Origin of the sequence: Streptomyces narbonensis (assembly GCF_014649015.1) — a bacterium.
GTDB lineage: Bacteria > Actinomycetota > Actinomycetes > Streptomycetales > Streptomycetaceae > Streptomyces > Streptomyces narbonensis.
In genome coordinates this window covers 196118-211442 of record NZ_BMSF01000012.1, presented here as the reverse complement: position 1 = coordinate 211442, position 15325 = coordinate 196118, and the positions used below count along the sequence as shown (strand labels likewise).

Genomic DNA, 15325 nt, shown 5'->3' with positions numbered 1-15325 from the left:
CCCTCATCGCGAAAGGCTTTACGTGAGCACCGAAGCGTACGTGTACGACGCGATCCGCACCCCGCGCGGACGCGGCAAGGCCAACGGCTCCCTGCACGGCACCAAGCCGATCGACCTGGTCGTCGGCCTCATCAGGGAGATCCAGGCCCGCCACCCCGAGCTCGACCCGGCGGCCATCGACGACATCGTCCTCGGCGTCGTCGGCCCGGTCGGCGACCAGGGATCCGACATCGCCCGGATCGCCGGCATCGCCGCCGGTCTCCCCGACACCGTCGCCGGCGTCCAGGAGAACCGCTTCTGTGCCTCCGGCCTCGAAGCGGTCAACATGGCCGCGATGAAGGTCCGCTCAGGCTGGGAGGACCTCGTCCTCGCCGGCGGCGTCGAGTCCATGTCGCGGGTGCCGATGGCCTCCGACGGCGGCGCCTGGTTCGCCGACCCGATGACCAACCTGGAGACGAACTTCGTCCCGCAGGGCATCGGCGCCGACCTCATCGCCACCATCGAGGGCTTCAGCCGCCGCGACGTCGACGAGTACGCGGCCCTCTCCCAGGAGCGCGCCGCCGCCGCCGTCAAGGACGGCCGCTTCGCCCGGTCGATCATCCCCGTCAAGGACCGCGCCGGACTGACCGTCCTCGATCACGACGAGTTCCTGCGCCCCGGCACCACCGCCGACTCCCTCGCCCGCCTCAAGCCCTCCTTCGCCGACATCGGCGAGCTGGGCGGCTTCGACGCCGTCGCCCTGCAGAAGTACCACTGGGTCGAGGAGATCGACCACGTCCACCACGCGGGCAACTCCTCCGGCATCGTCGACGGCGCCTCCCTCGTCGCCATCGGCTCGAAGGAGGTCGGCGAGCGGTACGGACTGACCCCGCGCGCCCGGATCGTCTCGGCCGCCGTCTCCGGCTCCGAGCCGACCATCATGCTCACCGGCCCCGCCCCGGCCACCCGCAAGGCCCTCGCCAAGGCCGGCCTCACCATCGACGACATCGACCTGGTCGAGATCAACGAGGCCTTCGCGGCCGTCGTCCTGCGCTTCGTCAAGGACATGGGCCTCTCGCTGGACAAGGTCAACGTCAACGGCGGCGCCATCGCCCTCGGTCACCCGCTCGGCGCCACCGGCGCGATGATCCTCGGCACCCTCGTCGACGAGCTGGAGCGCCAGGACAAGCGCTACGGCCTGGCCACCCTCTGCGTGGGCGGCGGCATGGGCATCGCCACCATCGTCGAGCGCGTCTGACGGTCCCGTCCGAACCCCTCTTCACGGATCCACGGAGAAGCAGAGACATGAGCGAGAGCACCACCATCCGCTGGGAGCAGGACGCGACCGGGATCGTCACCCTCGTCCTCGACGACCCGAACCAGTCCGCCAACACCATGAACCAGGCCTTCCGGGCCTCGATCATCGCGATCGCCGACCGCCTGGAGGCCGAGCGGGACTCCGTCCGCGGCGTCATCTACACCTCCGCGAAGAAGACCTTCTTCGCGGGCGGCGACCTCAAGGACATGGTCCAGGCGGGCCCCGAGCACGCCCGGGACATCTTCGAGGGCGCCCTGGAGATGAAGAACGCGCTGCGCCGCATCGAAACCCTCGGCAAGCCCGTCGTCGCCGCCCTCAACGGCGCGGCCCTCGGCGGCGGCTACGAGATCGCGCTCGCCTCCCACCACCGCGTCGCCCTCGACGCCCCCGGCTCGAAGATCGGCCTCCCCGAGGTCACCCTCGGCCTGCTGCCGGGCGGCGGCGGCGTCACCCGCACCGTACGCCTCATGGGCATCACCGACGCCCTGCTCAAGGTGCTGCTCCAGGGCACCCAGTACACCCCGAAGCGCGCCCTCGACAACGGCCTCGTCCACGAGGTCGCCGCCACCCCCGAGGAGATGATGGCCAAGGCCATCGCCTTCATCGATACGCACCCCGAGTCCGCGCAGCCCTGGGACGTCCCCGGCCACCGGATTCCCGGCGGCACCCCGTCGAACCCGAAGTTCGCCGCCAACCTGCCGGCCTTCCCCGCCAACCTGCGCAAGCAGCTGAACGGCGCGCCCTACCCGGCGCCCCGCGCCATCATGGCCGCCGCCGTCGAGGGCTCGCAGGTCGACTTCGCGACCGCGAGCACCATCGAGAGCCGGTACTTCACCGAGCTGGTCACCGGGCAGACCGCGAAGAACATGATCCAGGCGTTCTTCTTCGACCTCCAGGCCGTGAACTCGGGCGCGAGCCGCCCGAAGGACGTCGAGAAGCGGCAGGTCCGCAAGGTCGCCGTCCTCGGCGCCGGCATGATGGGCGCCGGCATCGCGTACTCCTGCGCCCGCGCGGGCATCGAGGTCGTCCTCAAGGACGTCTCCGACGAGTCGGCGGCGAAGGGCAAGGCGTACTCCGAGAAGCTCTGCGCCAAGGCCGTCGCCCGGGGCCGCACCACCCAGGAGAAGGCCGACGCGCTCCTCGCCCGCATCACCGCGACCTCCGACGTCCAGGCCCTGGCCGGCTGCGACGCCGTGATCGAGGCGGTCTTCGAGGACACCTCGCTCAAGCACAAGGTCTTCCAGGAGATCCAGGGCGTCGTCGCCCCCGACGCGCTGCTCTGCTCCAACACCTCGACCCTGCCGATCTCCGTCCTCGCCGAGGGCGTCGAGCGGCAGGCCGACTTCATCGGCCTGCACTTCTTCTCGCCCGTCGACAAGATGCCGCTCGTCGAGATCATCAAGGGCGAGCGCACCGGCGACGAGGCCCTCGCCCGCGCCTTCGACCTGGTCCGGCAGATCAACAAGACGCCGATCGTCGTCAACGACTCGCGCGGCTTCTTCACCTCGCGGGTGATCGGCCACTTCATCAACGAGGGCGTCGCCATGGTCGGCGAGGGCATCGAGCCCGCCTCGATCGAGCAGGCCGCGGCCCAGGCCGGTTACCCGGCGAAGGTCCTCTCCCTCATGGACGAGCTGACCCTGACCCTGCCCCGCAAGATCCGCAACGAGAGCCGGCGGGCGATCGAGGAGGCCGGCGGCGTCTGGACCACCCACCCGGGCGAGGCCGTGATCGACCGCATGGTCGACGAGTTCGGCCGCCCCGGGCGCAGCGGCGGCGCGGGCTTCTACGACTACGCGGAGGACGGCAAGCGCGGCAGGCTCTGGCCCGGTCTGCGCGAGCACTTCGGGGGTTCCGGGGGTCGTCCCCCGGGCCGGCACAGCACGAAGCCGGGACACGAGATCCCCTTCCGCGACATGCAGGAGCGGATGCTGTTCTCCGAGGCGCTGGACACCGTCCGGCTCCTGGAGGAGGGCGTCCTGACCTCCGTCGCCGACGCCAACATCGGCTCCATCATGGGCATCGGCTTCCCGGCCTGGACCGGCGGCGTGCTCCAGTACATCAACGGCTACGAGGGGGGTGTCGCCGGCTTCACGGCACGCGCGCGCGAACTGGCCGCGACGTACGGCGAGCGCTTCGAGCCCCCGGCGCTCCTCGTCGAGAAGGCCGACCGCGGCGAGGTCTTCACCGACTCCTGAACGCGGCGCGCAGCTCCTCGCGGAGCGAGCGCTGGAAGGCCGTGACCAGGGCCTGGACCACCATCGGCTGCATATGGGCCGAGAGCGAACGCATGGCGCTCAGGTGGTCCGGGTCCTCGGCGCTCTCGCGGTACGGGTTCCACACCTCGTCCCGGAAGAGCCGGGAGAGCTCCTGGGCGGCGGAGCGCGCGTGCTCCACGAGCACGGTGCGGGAGGCGAGGATCGTCTCGTGCTCGATCGGCACGTCCAGCAGCTCGACCCCGAGCCGCAGCAGCGTCCCGTCGAGCCGGAAGGCCTCCCGCCCCTCGATCGGCTCCAGCACACCCATCGCGGCGAGCCGCTCGACGTCCTGCCCGGTGAGCGCACGCCCGGCCCGCCGTTCCAGCTCGCGCAGCGTGATCTCCTCGGCGGACTCGGGCGCCCAGGAGGCCACGAGGGCCCGGTGGATGGCCAGGTCCTGCTCGCTGAGGTCGGCCGGCAACTGCTCCAGGTACCGCTCGATCGCGGCCAGCGTCATGCCCTGCCGCTGCAACTCCTCGATGAGCGCGAGCCGCGCCAGATGCCCGGCCCCGTAGTGCCCGACCCGCCGCGCCCCGATGACGGGCGGCGGCAGCAGCCCCCGCGTCCCGTAGAACCGCACGGTCCGCACCGTCACCCCGGCCCGGGCGGCCAGCTCGTCGACCGTATACCTCGGCTCGTGCTCCTCGTCGCTCACTTGGACAGTATTGCTGTCTCACCAGCTGTGTAAAAGACCGCGGCCTGTGTCAGTGGCTGCCCGTAGCGTGATCGACATGAACGTGATCACGTACGTCCACGGCGACGCGACCGCCCCCCTGGGCGAGGGCGCGCGGATCATCGCCCACGTCTGCAACGACGCCGGGCACTGGGGCAGAGGCTTCGTCGTCGCCCTCACCCGCCGCTGGCCCGAGCCGGAGAAGGCCTTCCGGCAGTGGTACCGCGACCGGGCGGGGAACGACTTCGGGCTGGGCGCCGCCCAGTTCGTCAGGGTCGAGACCGATGTGTGGGTGGCCAACCTCGTGGGCCAGCACGACATACGGAGGGTCCGTAACCAGGCCGTGCCCGTGCGGTACGGGGCGATCGACACCGCGCTCGGGCTGCTCGGCGACAAGGCGGCCGAGCTGGGCGCGTCCGTCCACATGCCCCGCATCGGCTGCGGGCTGGCGGGCGGGACCTGGGGCGAGGTCGAGCCGCTCGTCGTCCGCAGGCTGGTGGAGCGGGGGATACCGGTCACCGTGTACGACTTCGACGCGTAAGGGGCGTCGGGGCGGGGCATCGCCGACGTAGTGGGCGGCGGAGGCTAGAGTCGGCGGCTGTTCGAATCGGGGGAACGGCAGCAGGGGAGTCAGATGTACGTGCAACTCAGGGAGACGGCCGACGAGTTGGCCCGAGTCCTGTGGCGGGAGCACGCCGTGTACCGGGAGCGGGGTGGCGGTGTGGTCATCCGGGGGGAGCACGTGCGCCGCTGGATCAGTCTCGCCCCGACCGGGGGCAAGGACCGGGCGCTGCTGCGCGCCGGGCGGATTCTCGACGGGGGGACCACCGCTCCGGCCCGGAGCGAGATCGTGGTCGACCTGACGGCCGGGACGGCGGAGCTGGCGACGGTCTGCCGGCGGCTGCTCGCCGACGTCGCCGCCGGCGCCGACGCGGCCCCCGGGCCGTCCCGCGCGGGACGGCCCAAGGAGAAGGCGGCCAAGCCCGGCAAGCGGGCGAAGCCTTCCCGCCCCCGCAGATCGCGGCACACGAGCCCCGGCTCCTGGTTCGTCCTGCTCTGCGTCGCCGGGGTCCTCGGTGCCTGGCTGTACAGCCTCTTCGGGCGAGGGGGCTACTAGGGTGTCTTGTCGATCATGCCGGGCTCGCGGCGTGATCCGGCCTGATCGGCAGGACACCCCCTCTATGGCCTGTCAGAAGCCGGTGACCGGGTAGTGGTCGGAGAGGTTGGTGTACGTGTAGCGCGTGCCCCAGCTGGAGACCGTCCACGGGGCGCTCTGCTCCAGGACCACGTGGTTGGTCCAGCCGGCGGGGCGGGTGTTCCCGGCGCGGTGGAGGACGTAGTCGAGGTCCTCGCGCGGGTCGTCCGGGTAGCGCTCGGAGGCGATCGAGTTCAGCTCGGTGTCGAAGGAGTACGGGTGGCCGGTGCGGGCGTCGGCCCCGACCAGCCCGGCGTCGGCGAGCATCGTGCCGTACTCGGGCGTGCGCGAGTCGACGTTCATGTCGCCCGCGACGATCACCTGCTCGTTCGCCGGGATGTTCTTGGCGTCGAGGAAGGCGTCCATCGCCTTGAACTGGCGGCTGCGCATCTGCGCGGCCTCGCCCGCCGAGCAGCCCGGGTCGGTGGACTGGGCGTGGGTGCCGACGACGTGGACCCGGCTGCCGTTCACGTCCAGGACGGTGTAGACGAAGCCCTTGTTCGAGTACCAGTCGGCGCCGCAGGCGTCCTTGTAGACGTACTGCTCCTTGCGGACGATCGGCCACTTGCTCAGGACCGTCACCCCGCCGTCCTCGGGCGTGGTGGCCGAGTAGGCGCCGCTCGTGGCGTCCCAGCCCGTCTTGGAGCGGCCCATGACCGGCGTCTGGTGCGGGTACTGCGCGGCGGCGTTCGCCTTGAGCGCGTCGGAGGAGGAGTTGTCGAAGGCCTCCTGGACCACGACCACGTCCTGCCCCTGGAAGAAGGACGCGGCGGGGATCGCCTTGGCCCGGTGGTCCTGTCCCCAGTTCGGGTACAGCGTCTTGGAGAAGAGGAACGCGTTGTACGAGAGCACCTTCAGGCGCGGCGTCTCGGCGTTCGCGCCGGCGGAGGCGGCGCCCGCCGCCGGGGCGGTCGCCGCGAGGGTGGCGGCGGCGAGCGCGAGCGAAAGGGCCGCGCCGGGGGCGCGGCGGAGCACGGCGAAGGACACGGGAACTCCCATGGAAGAGTGGGGGGTTGGCCTGGCGCCGCACATACAATCAGTCGTGGTTACCTTCCGGTAGCCTTTGGATGCCGGGAATCTTGCCGATCTCGCACAAGCGCGCCAACTCTCGTTGCAGTGTCTGAATTGTCCTTATTTGAACCAGGTAGAATGCGCGCATGACCCTCGCCAGTAACCCCACTGTCTTCGAAATGGACCTTGGTCCCCTCAACCCCGTCTGGGCTGAGCTCATCCTCGGACTGGTGCTGTTCGCGCTCACCTTCCTCATCCTGGCGAAGGGGATCCTGCCCAAGATCCGCCGCACGCTCGACGAGCGTGAGGACGCCATCGACGGCGGCACCGGGCGCGCCGACGACCTGCGCTCCGAGGCCACGCAGATCCGTGAGCAGTACGAGGCGGAGCTCGCCGAGGCCCGCCACGAGGCCGCGCGCATCCGCTCCGCCGCCATCGAGGAGGGCTCGGCCGCCATCGCCGCCGCCCGTGCCGAGGGCAGCGCCGAGCGCGACGCCATCATCGCCGCCGGTACCCAGAAGATCGCCACCGAGCGCGCCGCCGCCGAGCGCGAGCTCAACGCGGACGTCGATGCCTGGGCGCACGCCCTCGCGGCCCGCATCGTCGGCGAGCCGGTCGGGGCCGACCGCGCCTGACCCACCGGTCCTCGCGAAGGGGCCGTCGCCCGGGCAGCAGAACGTCTGCCCGGGCGACGGCCCCTTCGCCATGGGACGGGTGCAGCCTGGATGTGTGAGACCGGTCGCCCACGGCCGGACGCGTGAGGAGAGCGACCGCATGAGCCACCCGCAGGAGCCCGCCGCCCGAACCCCGGCCGCCGACCCCGCGCCCCCGCCCGTCGGCGGCGTGCTGTGGAGCGTCGCCGGCGACGTCCGAGCGCTCCTGATGCTCCCCGCCGCCCTCGTCATGCAGGTCGCCCACCCCGCGATCGGCGCCGGGGTCGACGAGCACTCCGTCTTCCGCACCGACCCCTGGGGCCGCGGCGAGCGCTCCCTGCGATCGGTCCAGCTCTGGGTGTACGGAGGCGAGGACGCCGCCGAGGAGGGCCGCCGCCTCCGCCGCCTGCACCGCGACATCCAGGGCACCGACGCCCACGGCCGCGCGTACCACGCCCTCACCCCCGCCTACTACTCGTGGGTGCACGCGACCGGCTTCCCCGTCTACCGGCACGGCCTCGGCCTCCTCGCCCGCCCGCTCACCGAGGCCCAGGAACGGCAGCTGTACGCCGAGTGGCTCCAGGTCGGGCGGATTCTCGGCATCCACGACCGGGACATGCCGCAGACGATCGACGAGTTCTGGCCGTACTACCGCAAGGTCCTCGCCGACGAGCTGGAGGCGACCGTCGTCGTCCGGGAGCTGCTCGACCCCGACCTGCCGGTGCCCGCCCCGGACCGTGGCCCCCTGCCCCTCCGGTTCGCCCTCCGGCTCGTCTGGCCCGTGCTCCGCCGCCCGGTCCTGCGCCTGCGGGCCTTCCTCACCGTGGGCCTCATGCCGCCGGACGCCCGCGAGGCCATCGGCCTGGAGTGGACGGACGCGCAGGAGCGCGCGCTGCGCCGCTTCGCCCGGGTCGTCCGGGCCGTGGTCCCCGTCCTGCCCGAGCGGCTGCGCTATCTGCCCCTGGCCCGGAAGGCACGCGAGGCCGCCCGCCGCGCGAAGCGCTGACGGACGGCCCGCTCACCGCACGAGAAGCGTGCTCGGAGCTCAGTGCTCGTCGTGGTCGTGCACCGTGTTCGTCGCCGCGATCTTCTTCCACGACTTCGGCTGCACCGGCCGCGGAGCCGCCGACCGGGCCGCCGACCGCGCGGCGGGGCCAGTGGCGGGCGCCGCCGTGGGGGCGGACAGACCGGCCGCGGCAGCCGTCGACGCGGCCGGCTTCGACGGCTCGTACAGCCAGGTGTCGAAGAGCCCGGCCAGCGGCTTGCCCGAGACCCGCTCCGCGTACCGCACGAAGTCGCCGACGCGCGCGTTGCCGTAGGCGAACTCCTGCGGCCAGCCCTTCAGGATCGCGAAGAAGTCCTCGTCGCCGATCTCGTTGCGCAGGGCCTGGAGTGCCAGCGCGCCCCGGTCGTAGACGGCGATGTGGAACTGGTTCTCCGCGCCCGGGTCACCCGGCTTGACCGTCCAGAAGGGGTCATCGGCCGTCCGCGTGGAGTACACGTAGTCCGCCAGCTCCTGGGCCGTGCCCTCGCCCTCCTTCTCCGACCACAGCCACTGGCTGTAGCGGGCGAAGCCCTCGTTGACCCAGATGTCCTTCCAGTCCCGTACGGAGACGCTGTCGCCGTACCACTGGTGCGCCAGCTCATGGACGACGACCGACACGTTCGCGCCGTTCGCGAACTGCCGCGGGCTGTAGAACGGGCGGGTCTGCGTCTCCAGGGCGAAGCCGCTCGTCACGTTCGGCACGTATCCGCCGAGGGAGTTGAAGGGGTACGGCCCGAAGACCCCCTCCAGCCACTCCGCGACCTCGGTCGTGCGCTCGATCGAGGCGCGCGCCGCGCCCGCGTTGTCGCCGAGGTCCTTGCTGTAGGCGTTGAGGACGGGCAGTCCGTTGGCCGTCTTGTCCGTCGTGATGTCGAACTTGCCGACGGCGAGCGTGGCCAGGTACGTCGCCTGCGGTTTGTTCGAACGCCAGTTGAAGCGCGTCCAGCCGAGCCGCGAGGACTGCGACTGGAGCACGCCGTTGCTGATGGCCTGCGTGCCGTCCGGCACCGAGACGGAGACGTCGAAGGTGGCCTTGTCCAGCGGGTGGTCGTTGGACGGGAACCACCAGACGGCCGAGTCCGGCTCCTGGGCGGCGACGCCGCCGTCCGGGGTACGGGCCCAGGCCGACCAGCCGTCGACCTTGAACTCGGAGGGCTTGCCGGCGTACCGGACGACGACCGAGATCGTCCTGTTCTTCTCCAGCGGGACGGCCGGGGTGACCTCCAGCTCGTGGTCGCCCGAGGTCGCGAACTTCGCGAGGCGCCCGTTCACCCGGACCTCGCTGACCTTCAGACCGAGGTCCAGGTTGAAGCGGGACAGGTTCTGCTTCGTCGTGGCGACGATCGTCGCCGTGCCTTCGAGAAGGTCGGTCTCCGGCTGGTACTTCAGCCGCAGGTCGTAATGGGAGACGTCGTAGCCGCCGTTGCCGCTGGCGGGGTAGTAGGAGTCGCCGATGCCCGGGGCGCCAGGCTGGAAGTCGGCCGCCGATGCCGGGATCGCCAGCAGCAGGGAGGCCGCGAGGGCGCTCGGAACGATGATTCTGCGGTGCAAGGGTGCTCCCCAAGTCATAAGAAACGTAAGACGCGCGGATGGTCGTCGGTCCTTAGCTGGGACCCTATTCAGCCCTCCGACGCACCGTCACGTCCAGAGGACCCGCTGTCACACGATCGCCATTCGGCCGACATGAACCGTCCGTCCCCCGAATCGCCCTGAATCCCTCCCGCACTCTTTTACGCGGGAGTTGACCGGGGTACGTTCCGGCGCATGCCGATGCGAAAGCGGAGAACCCGCGGAGCCCGACTGCCGTACGGAGCCCTCGTGACCGCGGCCACGGCCGCCCTGCTCGCGACCCTGGTCACCCCGGCGGGCGCGGGCCCGGAGCCCTCGGCGCCCACCGCGCCGTCGTCCTCCGCCGCGGCGTCCCCGCGCGAGTCCCGGCCCGTCCATTCCTACGCCGGCGCGATCCGCGAGTCCGTCTGGGTCGACACCGGCCTGGACGGCGACGGGGACGGGCGCGCCGACCGGGTCGCCGTCGACATCATCCGGCCCCGGGAGCCCGCCGCGACCGGCCGGAGGATCCCGGTCATCATGGATGCCAGCCCGTACTACGCCTGCTGCGGGCGGGGCAACGAGAGCCAGAAGAAGACGTACGACGCCGACGGGAACCCGGTGCAGTTCCCGCTCTTCTACGACAACTACTTCGTCCCGCGCGGCTACGCCTTCGTCGGCGTCGACCTCGCCGGCACCAACCGCTCCGACGGCTGCGACGACGTCGGCGGGCGCTCCGACGTCCGGTCCGCCAAGGCCGTCGTCGACTGGCTGAACGGCCGCGCCCGCGGCTACACCACCCGCACCGGCACGACCCGGGCCGGGGCCACCGGCTGGAGCACCGGCGACGTCGGCATGATCGGCAAGAGCTGGGACGGCACCGTCGCCAACGGCGTGGCCGCCACCGGCGTGGAAGGGCTGAAAACGATCGTTCCGATCGGTGCCATCTCGTCCTGGTACGACTACTTCCACTCCCAGGGCACCCCGCTCTACAACGCCAACCCCAGCTGGCTCTCCGACTACGTGAGCAGCCCCGACGCACGGGCCCGCTGCGGGGCCGTCCAGGAGCGGATCGCCGCGGCCACCCCGTACAGCGGCGACTGGACGCCCGCCTGGAGCGAGCGGGACCACGTGCGCGACGCCTCGAAGGTGAAGGCCAGTGTCTTCGTCGTCCACGGGCAGCAGGACCTGAACGTCCGGGCCAAGCAGTTCGGGCAGTGGTGGGACGCGCTCGCCGCGCACGGCGTCGAGCGCAAGATCTGGCTCTCCCAGACGGGTCACGTCGACCCCTTCGACTTCCGGCGCGCCGACTGGGTCCGCACCCTGCACCGCTGGTTCGACCACTACCTGCTCGGCTACGACAACGGCATCGACCGCGAACCGGTCGCCGACATCGAGCGCGCCCCGGACCGCTGGACCATCGACCGGCAGTGGCCGCCGCGCGGCACCGCCGCCACCACCCTGCGCCCCGCCCCGGGCGCCGAGCCCGGCGTCGGCACCCTCGGCAGGACGCCCGCCGCCCCCGGCTCCACCGCGACCTTCACCGACGACCCCGCCCTCGGCGAACTGGACTGGGCCGCCCGCGTCGACACCCCGACCCCCGAGAAGGCGGGGTTCGTCACCCGGCCGCTCTCCCGCGACCTGCGGATCTCCGGCTCCTCGAAGGTGACGGTCACCGCCACCCCGACGACCGCCACCGCGCACCTCTCCGCCGTCCTCGTCGACCTCGGCCCCGACACGATCCGCGACTACGGAGCGGCGGGGGAGGGCATCACGACGCTCACCGAGCGGAGCTGCTGGGGCGCGAGCACCCCCGGCGACAGCTCCTGTTTCAAGGAGACCAGGGCCAGGACCGCCGACGTCGGGTACACGGTCGTCAGCCGCGGCTGGGCGGACCTCGGCACCTGGGCCGACCCCCGGACGGAGCGGCCGCTGACCCCGGGCAGGGCGTACACCCTCACCCTCGACCTCGCGTCCGCCGACCACGTCGTCCCGGCGGGCCACCGCCTCGCCCTGATCGTCGGCGGCACCGACCGGGACCTGATCGACCCTCCGTCGACCACACCGAAGCTGACGCTCGACCTCGGCCGTACGTCGGCGAAGCTGCCCCTGGTCGGCGGCCCGGCCGCCTTCGCCCGGGCGACGACGGGAGCGGCCCCGGCCCTGCCCGCGCCCACCGCCAGGCCGTCCCTGACCGGTCCCGTACCCCCGGCCGCGGTCAGCGGACCGCGCCTCCCCGCGGCAGGAGCGACCCGATGACTCCTTCGGCGACACCGACGGGAATCCGTACCGCGCACCGGAGTTCGCGCCGGATGCTCGCCCTCGCGGCGGGCGCCGCCGTCCTCGCCCTGCCGCTCGTCACCGTCCCCGCCAAGGCGGCGGACAGCGCGCCCCCGCGCCCCGTCCCGCGCACCGGATTCGAGACGAGCCTCGGGGCCCGGTGGACCACGGAGGCCGAGGAGCGGGACTTCCTCGCGGCGGTCGACCGGGGGAGCGACCGGGTGTCGCTGCGCACGATCGGCACCACCTCGCAGGGCAGACCGCTGCGGCTCGCCACCCTCGGCACGGGCCGCACCACGGTCCTCCTCGTCTGCAGCCAGCACGGCGACGAGCCGGCGGGCCGCGAGGCCTGCCTGAGCGTGCTGCGCGACCTCTCCACCGCCCGGGACGCGGAGACCTCGCGCCTCCTCGCCAGGACCACCCTCCTCGTCGTCCCGACCGCCAACCCCGACGGACGGGAGGCCGACACCCGGGGCAACGGCGACGGCGTCGACATCAACCGCGACCACATCGCGCTGCGGACGGCCGAGGCCCGGGCGATCGCCGCCGTCATCCGCGACCGGCGCCCCGAGCTCGTCTACGACCTCCACGAGTACGGGGCCACCCCCCGCTACTACGACAAGGACCTGCTCGCCCTCTGGCCCCGCAGCCTCGACGCCGACCCGCACGTCCACGACGAGTCCCGGACCCTGTCGGAGTCCTACGTGCGGCCCGCCGCGGGGCTCGCCGGCTACAGCACCGGCATCTACGGCATCTGGACCGACCCCCTCACCGGCAAGCCGGTCAAGCAGGTCGCGGGCGACGGCCAGGAGCGGATCCTGCGCAACACCGTGGGCATCAAGCACGCGGCGGGCCTGCTCGTCGAGACCCGCGTGGACGCCCTCGACGAGGTCGAGAAGGACGACCCGGCGCGCAACCACCTCCGGCGGGTGGCCACCCAACGAGCGGCGCTGGAGGGGGCTTTCGCCTATGTCGACGAGCGGCGTGGACCACTCACCGCCGTCACGGCCGCCGCCCGGCTCCGGGGTTTCGCCGACCAGGGGCCGGTTTATCTCCGCGGGGCCGACAACGACCCGCCGGAGCCCGGGGAGATCCTCGCCGACCCGCCCTGCGGCTACCGCCTGGACGCCGCGCAGTACGTCGAGGCGGGCGACGAACTCGCCCTGCACGGAGTCACCGTCAGACCGGACGGCACCGGGGTCTTCGTGCCGCTGCGCCAGTCGCAGCGCGCGCTCGTCCCGCTCCTCCTCGACGGGCGTGCGACCTATCACCTCGTCAGTGGGAGTCCTGTGAAGGAATGTTGACGGTCCGGCACCCGAGCCGCGCATTGGCGTGAAACCGACTTGCGGGCCGGTAAAGTTACCGGTCGGTATTGACCATGCCTCAAACCGGCGTCCAACGCCGGGAAGTTGGAGAACCACCATGCGCCACACGCTGAACCTGCGCCGCACCCTGACGGCCGTGCTCACCACGACGCTGCTCGCCGGGGGCGTGCTGCTCGGACAGGCCGTCACCGCGGAGCCCGCGGCTGCCGCCAAGATGACCTGCAACATCGACGAGCTGCGGGCGGACGCCCGCAAGGAGCGCGACCGCGCCGCCCAGCTCCGCCGCCTCGGCGCCCGCACGGAGGCCAACCGGGCCGCCGCCCGCGCCGACGCCCTGGAGCGGCGCGCGCAGCAGTGCCACGACGCGGAGAACAACAACCGCCCGATCTGGAAGTAGCGGCTCGCGCGGGGCGGGTGCTGTCCGAAAAGGACCGCACCCGCCCCGCGGCCGTTCCCCGGCCACCGCCCCCGCGTCCTACGCGCGCGTCAGCCGCCCACCAGTTCCGCCGCCCGCTCCGCACATCCCCAGGCGACCGTCACGCCCGCGCCCCCGTGCCCGTAGTGGTGCACCAGCCGCCCGCCGTCCGGCAGCGGCACCGCCTCGATCCGGACGCCGCCCGCCCGCGCCGGCCGCAGGCCCACCCGGTGCCCCAGGATCCGCGCCCCCGCGATCTCCGGCCGCACCCGCGCGCACCGCGCGACGATCGCCGCCGCGGTCGCCGGGTCGGCGTCGAGCCGCTCCGCCCCCTCCTCGGCCGTCCCGCCGAGCACCAGCCGCCCCGGCTGCGGGAAGAAGTACGTCGTCTCACCCGCCCCCTCGTCCGCCGCGGTGAACCACTCCTCGACACCCGGGTTCTCCACCAGCACCAACTGCCCGCGCACCGGCAGCAGCCCGGCGTCCGGTACGAGCTCCCGCGCCCCGAGCCCCGTGCAGTCCACGACCACCCGTGCCCGGGCCGCCGGCTCCGCGAACCCCGTGACCGCACGCTGCTCGAAGACGCCTCCCGCGGCCTCGAACCGGCCCCGCAGCCACGCCAGATGGACCGGCATGTCGATGAGCGGGAGCCGCGCCGCGAGGCCCGCGCCGTACGGCCCCGGCACCTCCTCCGGAGCCAACTGCCGCAGGTCCGGCACCTCCCGCGCCCACGGGCCCAGCGCGTCCAGGGCGGTGTCCGCGTGGACCCCGGCCACCCACCGCACCCCCGTCCGCTCAGGATCGGCGGCCAGCTCCCCGTACACCCGGAGCGAGGCGAGCGCCCAGGCGCCGGCCTCCGCCGCCGGCTCGATCCGGTACGGCCACCACAGGGCACCCGCCACGGCCGAGGTCGTCGCCGTCACGTCGTCCCGCGACCAGACCCGTACGCGCAGCCCGCGCTCCGCCAGGGTCACCGCCGTCGTCAGCCCGACGACTCCGCCGCCCACCACGATCACGTCGCTGTCCATGGCGGGGACCGTACCGGGACCGGGACATTTCCGGGACCGGACAGCCATGGAACGGGACCGGGGGCGGCGAAATACTTCAGGCATGCCGTCCGCGTACACCACCCTCGACCTCACCGGCCCTCACCGCGACACCCCCGATCTCGTGGTCGACGGCAGGCCCCTGCTCCACCGGCTCGACGAGGTCGACGGAGTCGACGCCGTCTCGCCCCTGGCCTCGGACCTCCCGCCCGCGCTCCGGGCCGACTCGGTCCGCACGCTGCTCCACGCCACCGGCCGCCGGATCGTCCACTCCTGCCCCGACTGCCAGGACCCCGGCTGCGGCGCCGTGACCGCCGTCGTCGAGCACGACGGCGAGGACGTCGTCTGGCGCGACTTCGCCTGGCAGACCGGCGACCTCACCGCCCCCGTGGACCTGGAGCGCGACGGCTACCCCGGCGTGGGCCCGTACCGCTTCCCCGGCGACACCTACCGCGCGGTCCTGCGCCGCCTCCTCGACGGCACGACGACAGGTCCCCGGGCAGCCCGCCTCACCGCGGCCTGACCACGGCCCGCCCGGGCCCGCCCGCGTCGCGCCTCCGCGGCCGGGCGGAACCGCGG

Annotated in this window: 14 protein-coding genes; 10 read left to right on the top strand and 4 right to left on the bottom strand. The window is 72.7% G+C overall.

The window, feature by feature from the left end; genetic code table 11:
- The first annotated feature begins 22 nt into the window (after positions 1-22).
- Positions 23-1237, top strand: a complete 1215-nt coding sequence (locus tag IE124_RS23570; protein ID WP_189509930.1) for an acetyl-CoA C-acetyltransferase — start codon at positions 23-25, stop codon at positions 1235-1237.
- A gap of 47 nt (positions 1238-1284) precedes the next feature.
- Entirely contained in the window at positions 1285-3495 is a 2211-nt protein-coding gene (locus IE124_RS23565) for a 3-hydroxyacyl-CoA dehydrogenase NAD-binding domain-containing protein (protein ID WP_189509929.1), read from the top strand.
- Here IE124_RS23565 and IE124_RS23560 read toward each other — a convergent pair.
- Positions 3482-4210 (bottom strand): MerR family transcriptional regulator, encoded by a 729-nt coding sequence (locus IE124_RS23560; protein ID WP_189509928.1) that lies wholly within the window; start codon positions 4208-4210, stop codon positions 3482-3484. The two genes, IE124_RS23565 and IE124_RS23560, sit on opposite strands and share 14 nt — an antisense overlap.
- Positions 4211-4286: 76 nt before the next feature.
- On the opposite strand from IE124_RS23560, the gene IE124_RS23555 reads away from it, so the two are divergent.
- Positions 4287-4769, top strand: a complete 483-nt coding sequence (locus IE124_RS23555) for a macro domain-containing protein (protein WP_189509927.1) — start codon at positions 4287-4289, stop codon at positions 4767-4769.
- A gap of 93 nt (positions 4770-4862) precedes the next feature.
- Positions 4863-5345 (top strand): hypothetical protein, encoded by a 483-nt coding sequence (locus tag IE124_RS23550; protein ID WP_189509926.1) that lies wholly within the window; start codon positions 4863-4865, stop codon positions 5343-5345.
- A 72-nt stretch (positions 5346-5417) separates the two neighbouring features.
- Here the strand turns inward: IE124_RS23550 and sph are convergent, their stop codons facing one another.
- The gene (gene sph, locus IE124_RS23545) at positions 5418-6422 is read right to left on the bottom strand and encodes a sphingomyelin phosphodiesterase (RefSeq protein ID WP_189509925.1); all 1005 of its coding nucleotides are present in this window, start codon (positions 6420-6422) and stop codon (positions 5418-5420) included.
- 158 nt (positions 6423-6580) lie between these two features.
- Between sph and IE124_RS23540 the strand changes: the two genes are divergently transcribed.
- Both IE124_RS23540 and IE124_RS23535 read left to right on the top strand, forming a co-directional pair.
- Positions 6581-7069, top strand: coding sequence for a F0F1 ATP synthase subunit B family protein (locus tag IE124_RS23540; protein ID WP_189509924.1), 489 nt, complete (start codon positions 6581-6583; stop codon positions 7067-7069).
- Positions 7070-7208: 139 nt separating this feature from the next.
- Complete coding sequence (locus IE124_RS23535) at positions 7209-8093, top strand: oxygenase MpaB family protein (RefSeq protein WP_189509923.1); 885 nt, start codon at positions 7209-7211, stop codon at positions 8091-8093.
- A 39-nt stretch (positions 8094-8132) separates the two neighbouring features.
- Here IE124_RS23535 and IE124_RS23530 read toward each other — a convergent pair whose 3' ends face one another.
- Complete coding sequence (locus IE124_RS23530) at positions 8133-9683, bottom strand: M1 family metallopeptidase (protein WP_189509922.1); 1551 nt, start codon at positions 9681-9683, stop codon at positions 8133-8135.
- A gap of 213 nt (positions 9684-9896) precedes the next feature.
- Here IE124_RS23530 and IE124_RS23525 point away from each other — a divergent pair, with 213 nt between their 5' ends.
- From IE124_RS23525 to IE124_RS23515, 3 genes are all read left to right on the top strand, one after another.
- On the top strand, positions 9897-11939 hold the full coding sequence (locus IE124_RS23525) for a Xaa-Pro dipeptidyl-peptidase (protein ID WP_189509921.1): 2043 nt from the start codon (positions 9897-9899) through the stop codon (positions 11937-11939).
- A complete protein-coding gene (locus IE124_RS23520) occupies positions 11936-13264 on the top strand; it encodes a M14 family metallopeptidase (RefSeq protein ID WP_189509920.1) in 1329 nt (442 codons plus the stop codon). Before IE124_RS23525 ends, IE124_RS23520 begins: the two co-directional genes overlap by 4 nt.
- A gap of 118 nt (positions 13265-13382) precedes the next feature.
- A complete protein-coding gene (locus IE124_RS23515) occupies positions 13383-13682 on the top strand; it encodes a hypothetical protein (RefSeq protein WP_189509919.1) in 300 nt (99 codons plus the stop codon).
- A gap of 89 nt (positions 13683-13771) precedes the next feature.
- Here the strand turns inward: IE124_RS23515 and IE124_RS23510 are convergent, their stop codons facing one another.
- The gene (locus tag IE124_RS23510) at positions 13772-14728 is read right to left on the bottom strand and encodes an FAD-dependent oxidoreductase (RefSeq protein WP_189509918.1); all 957 of its coding nucleotides are present in this window, start codon (positions 14726-14728) and stop codon (positions 13772-13774) included.
- An 82-nt stretch (positions 14729-14810) separates the two neighbouring features.
- On the opposite strand from IE124_RS23510, the gene IE124_RS23505 reads away from it, so the two are divergent.
- Entirely contained in the window at positions 14811-15269 is a 459-nt protein-coding gene (locus tag IE124_RS23505; RefSeq protein WP_189509917.1) for a hypothetical protein, read from the top strand.
- Positions 15270-15325 lie beyond the last annotated feature (56 nt).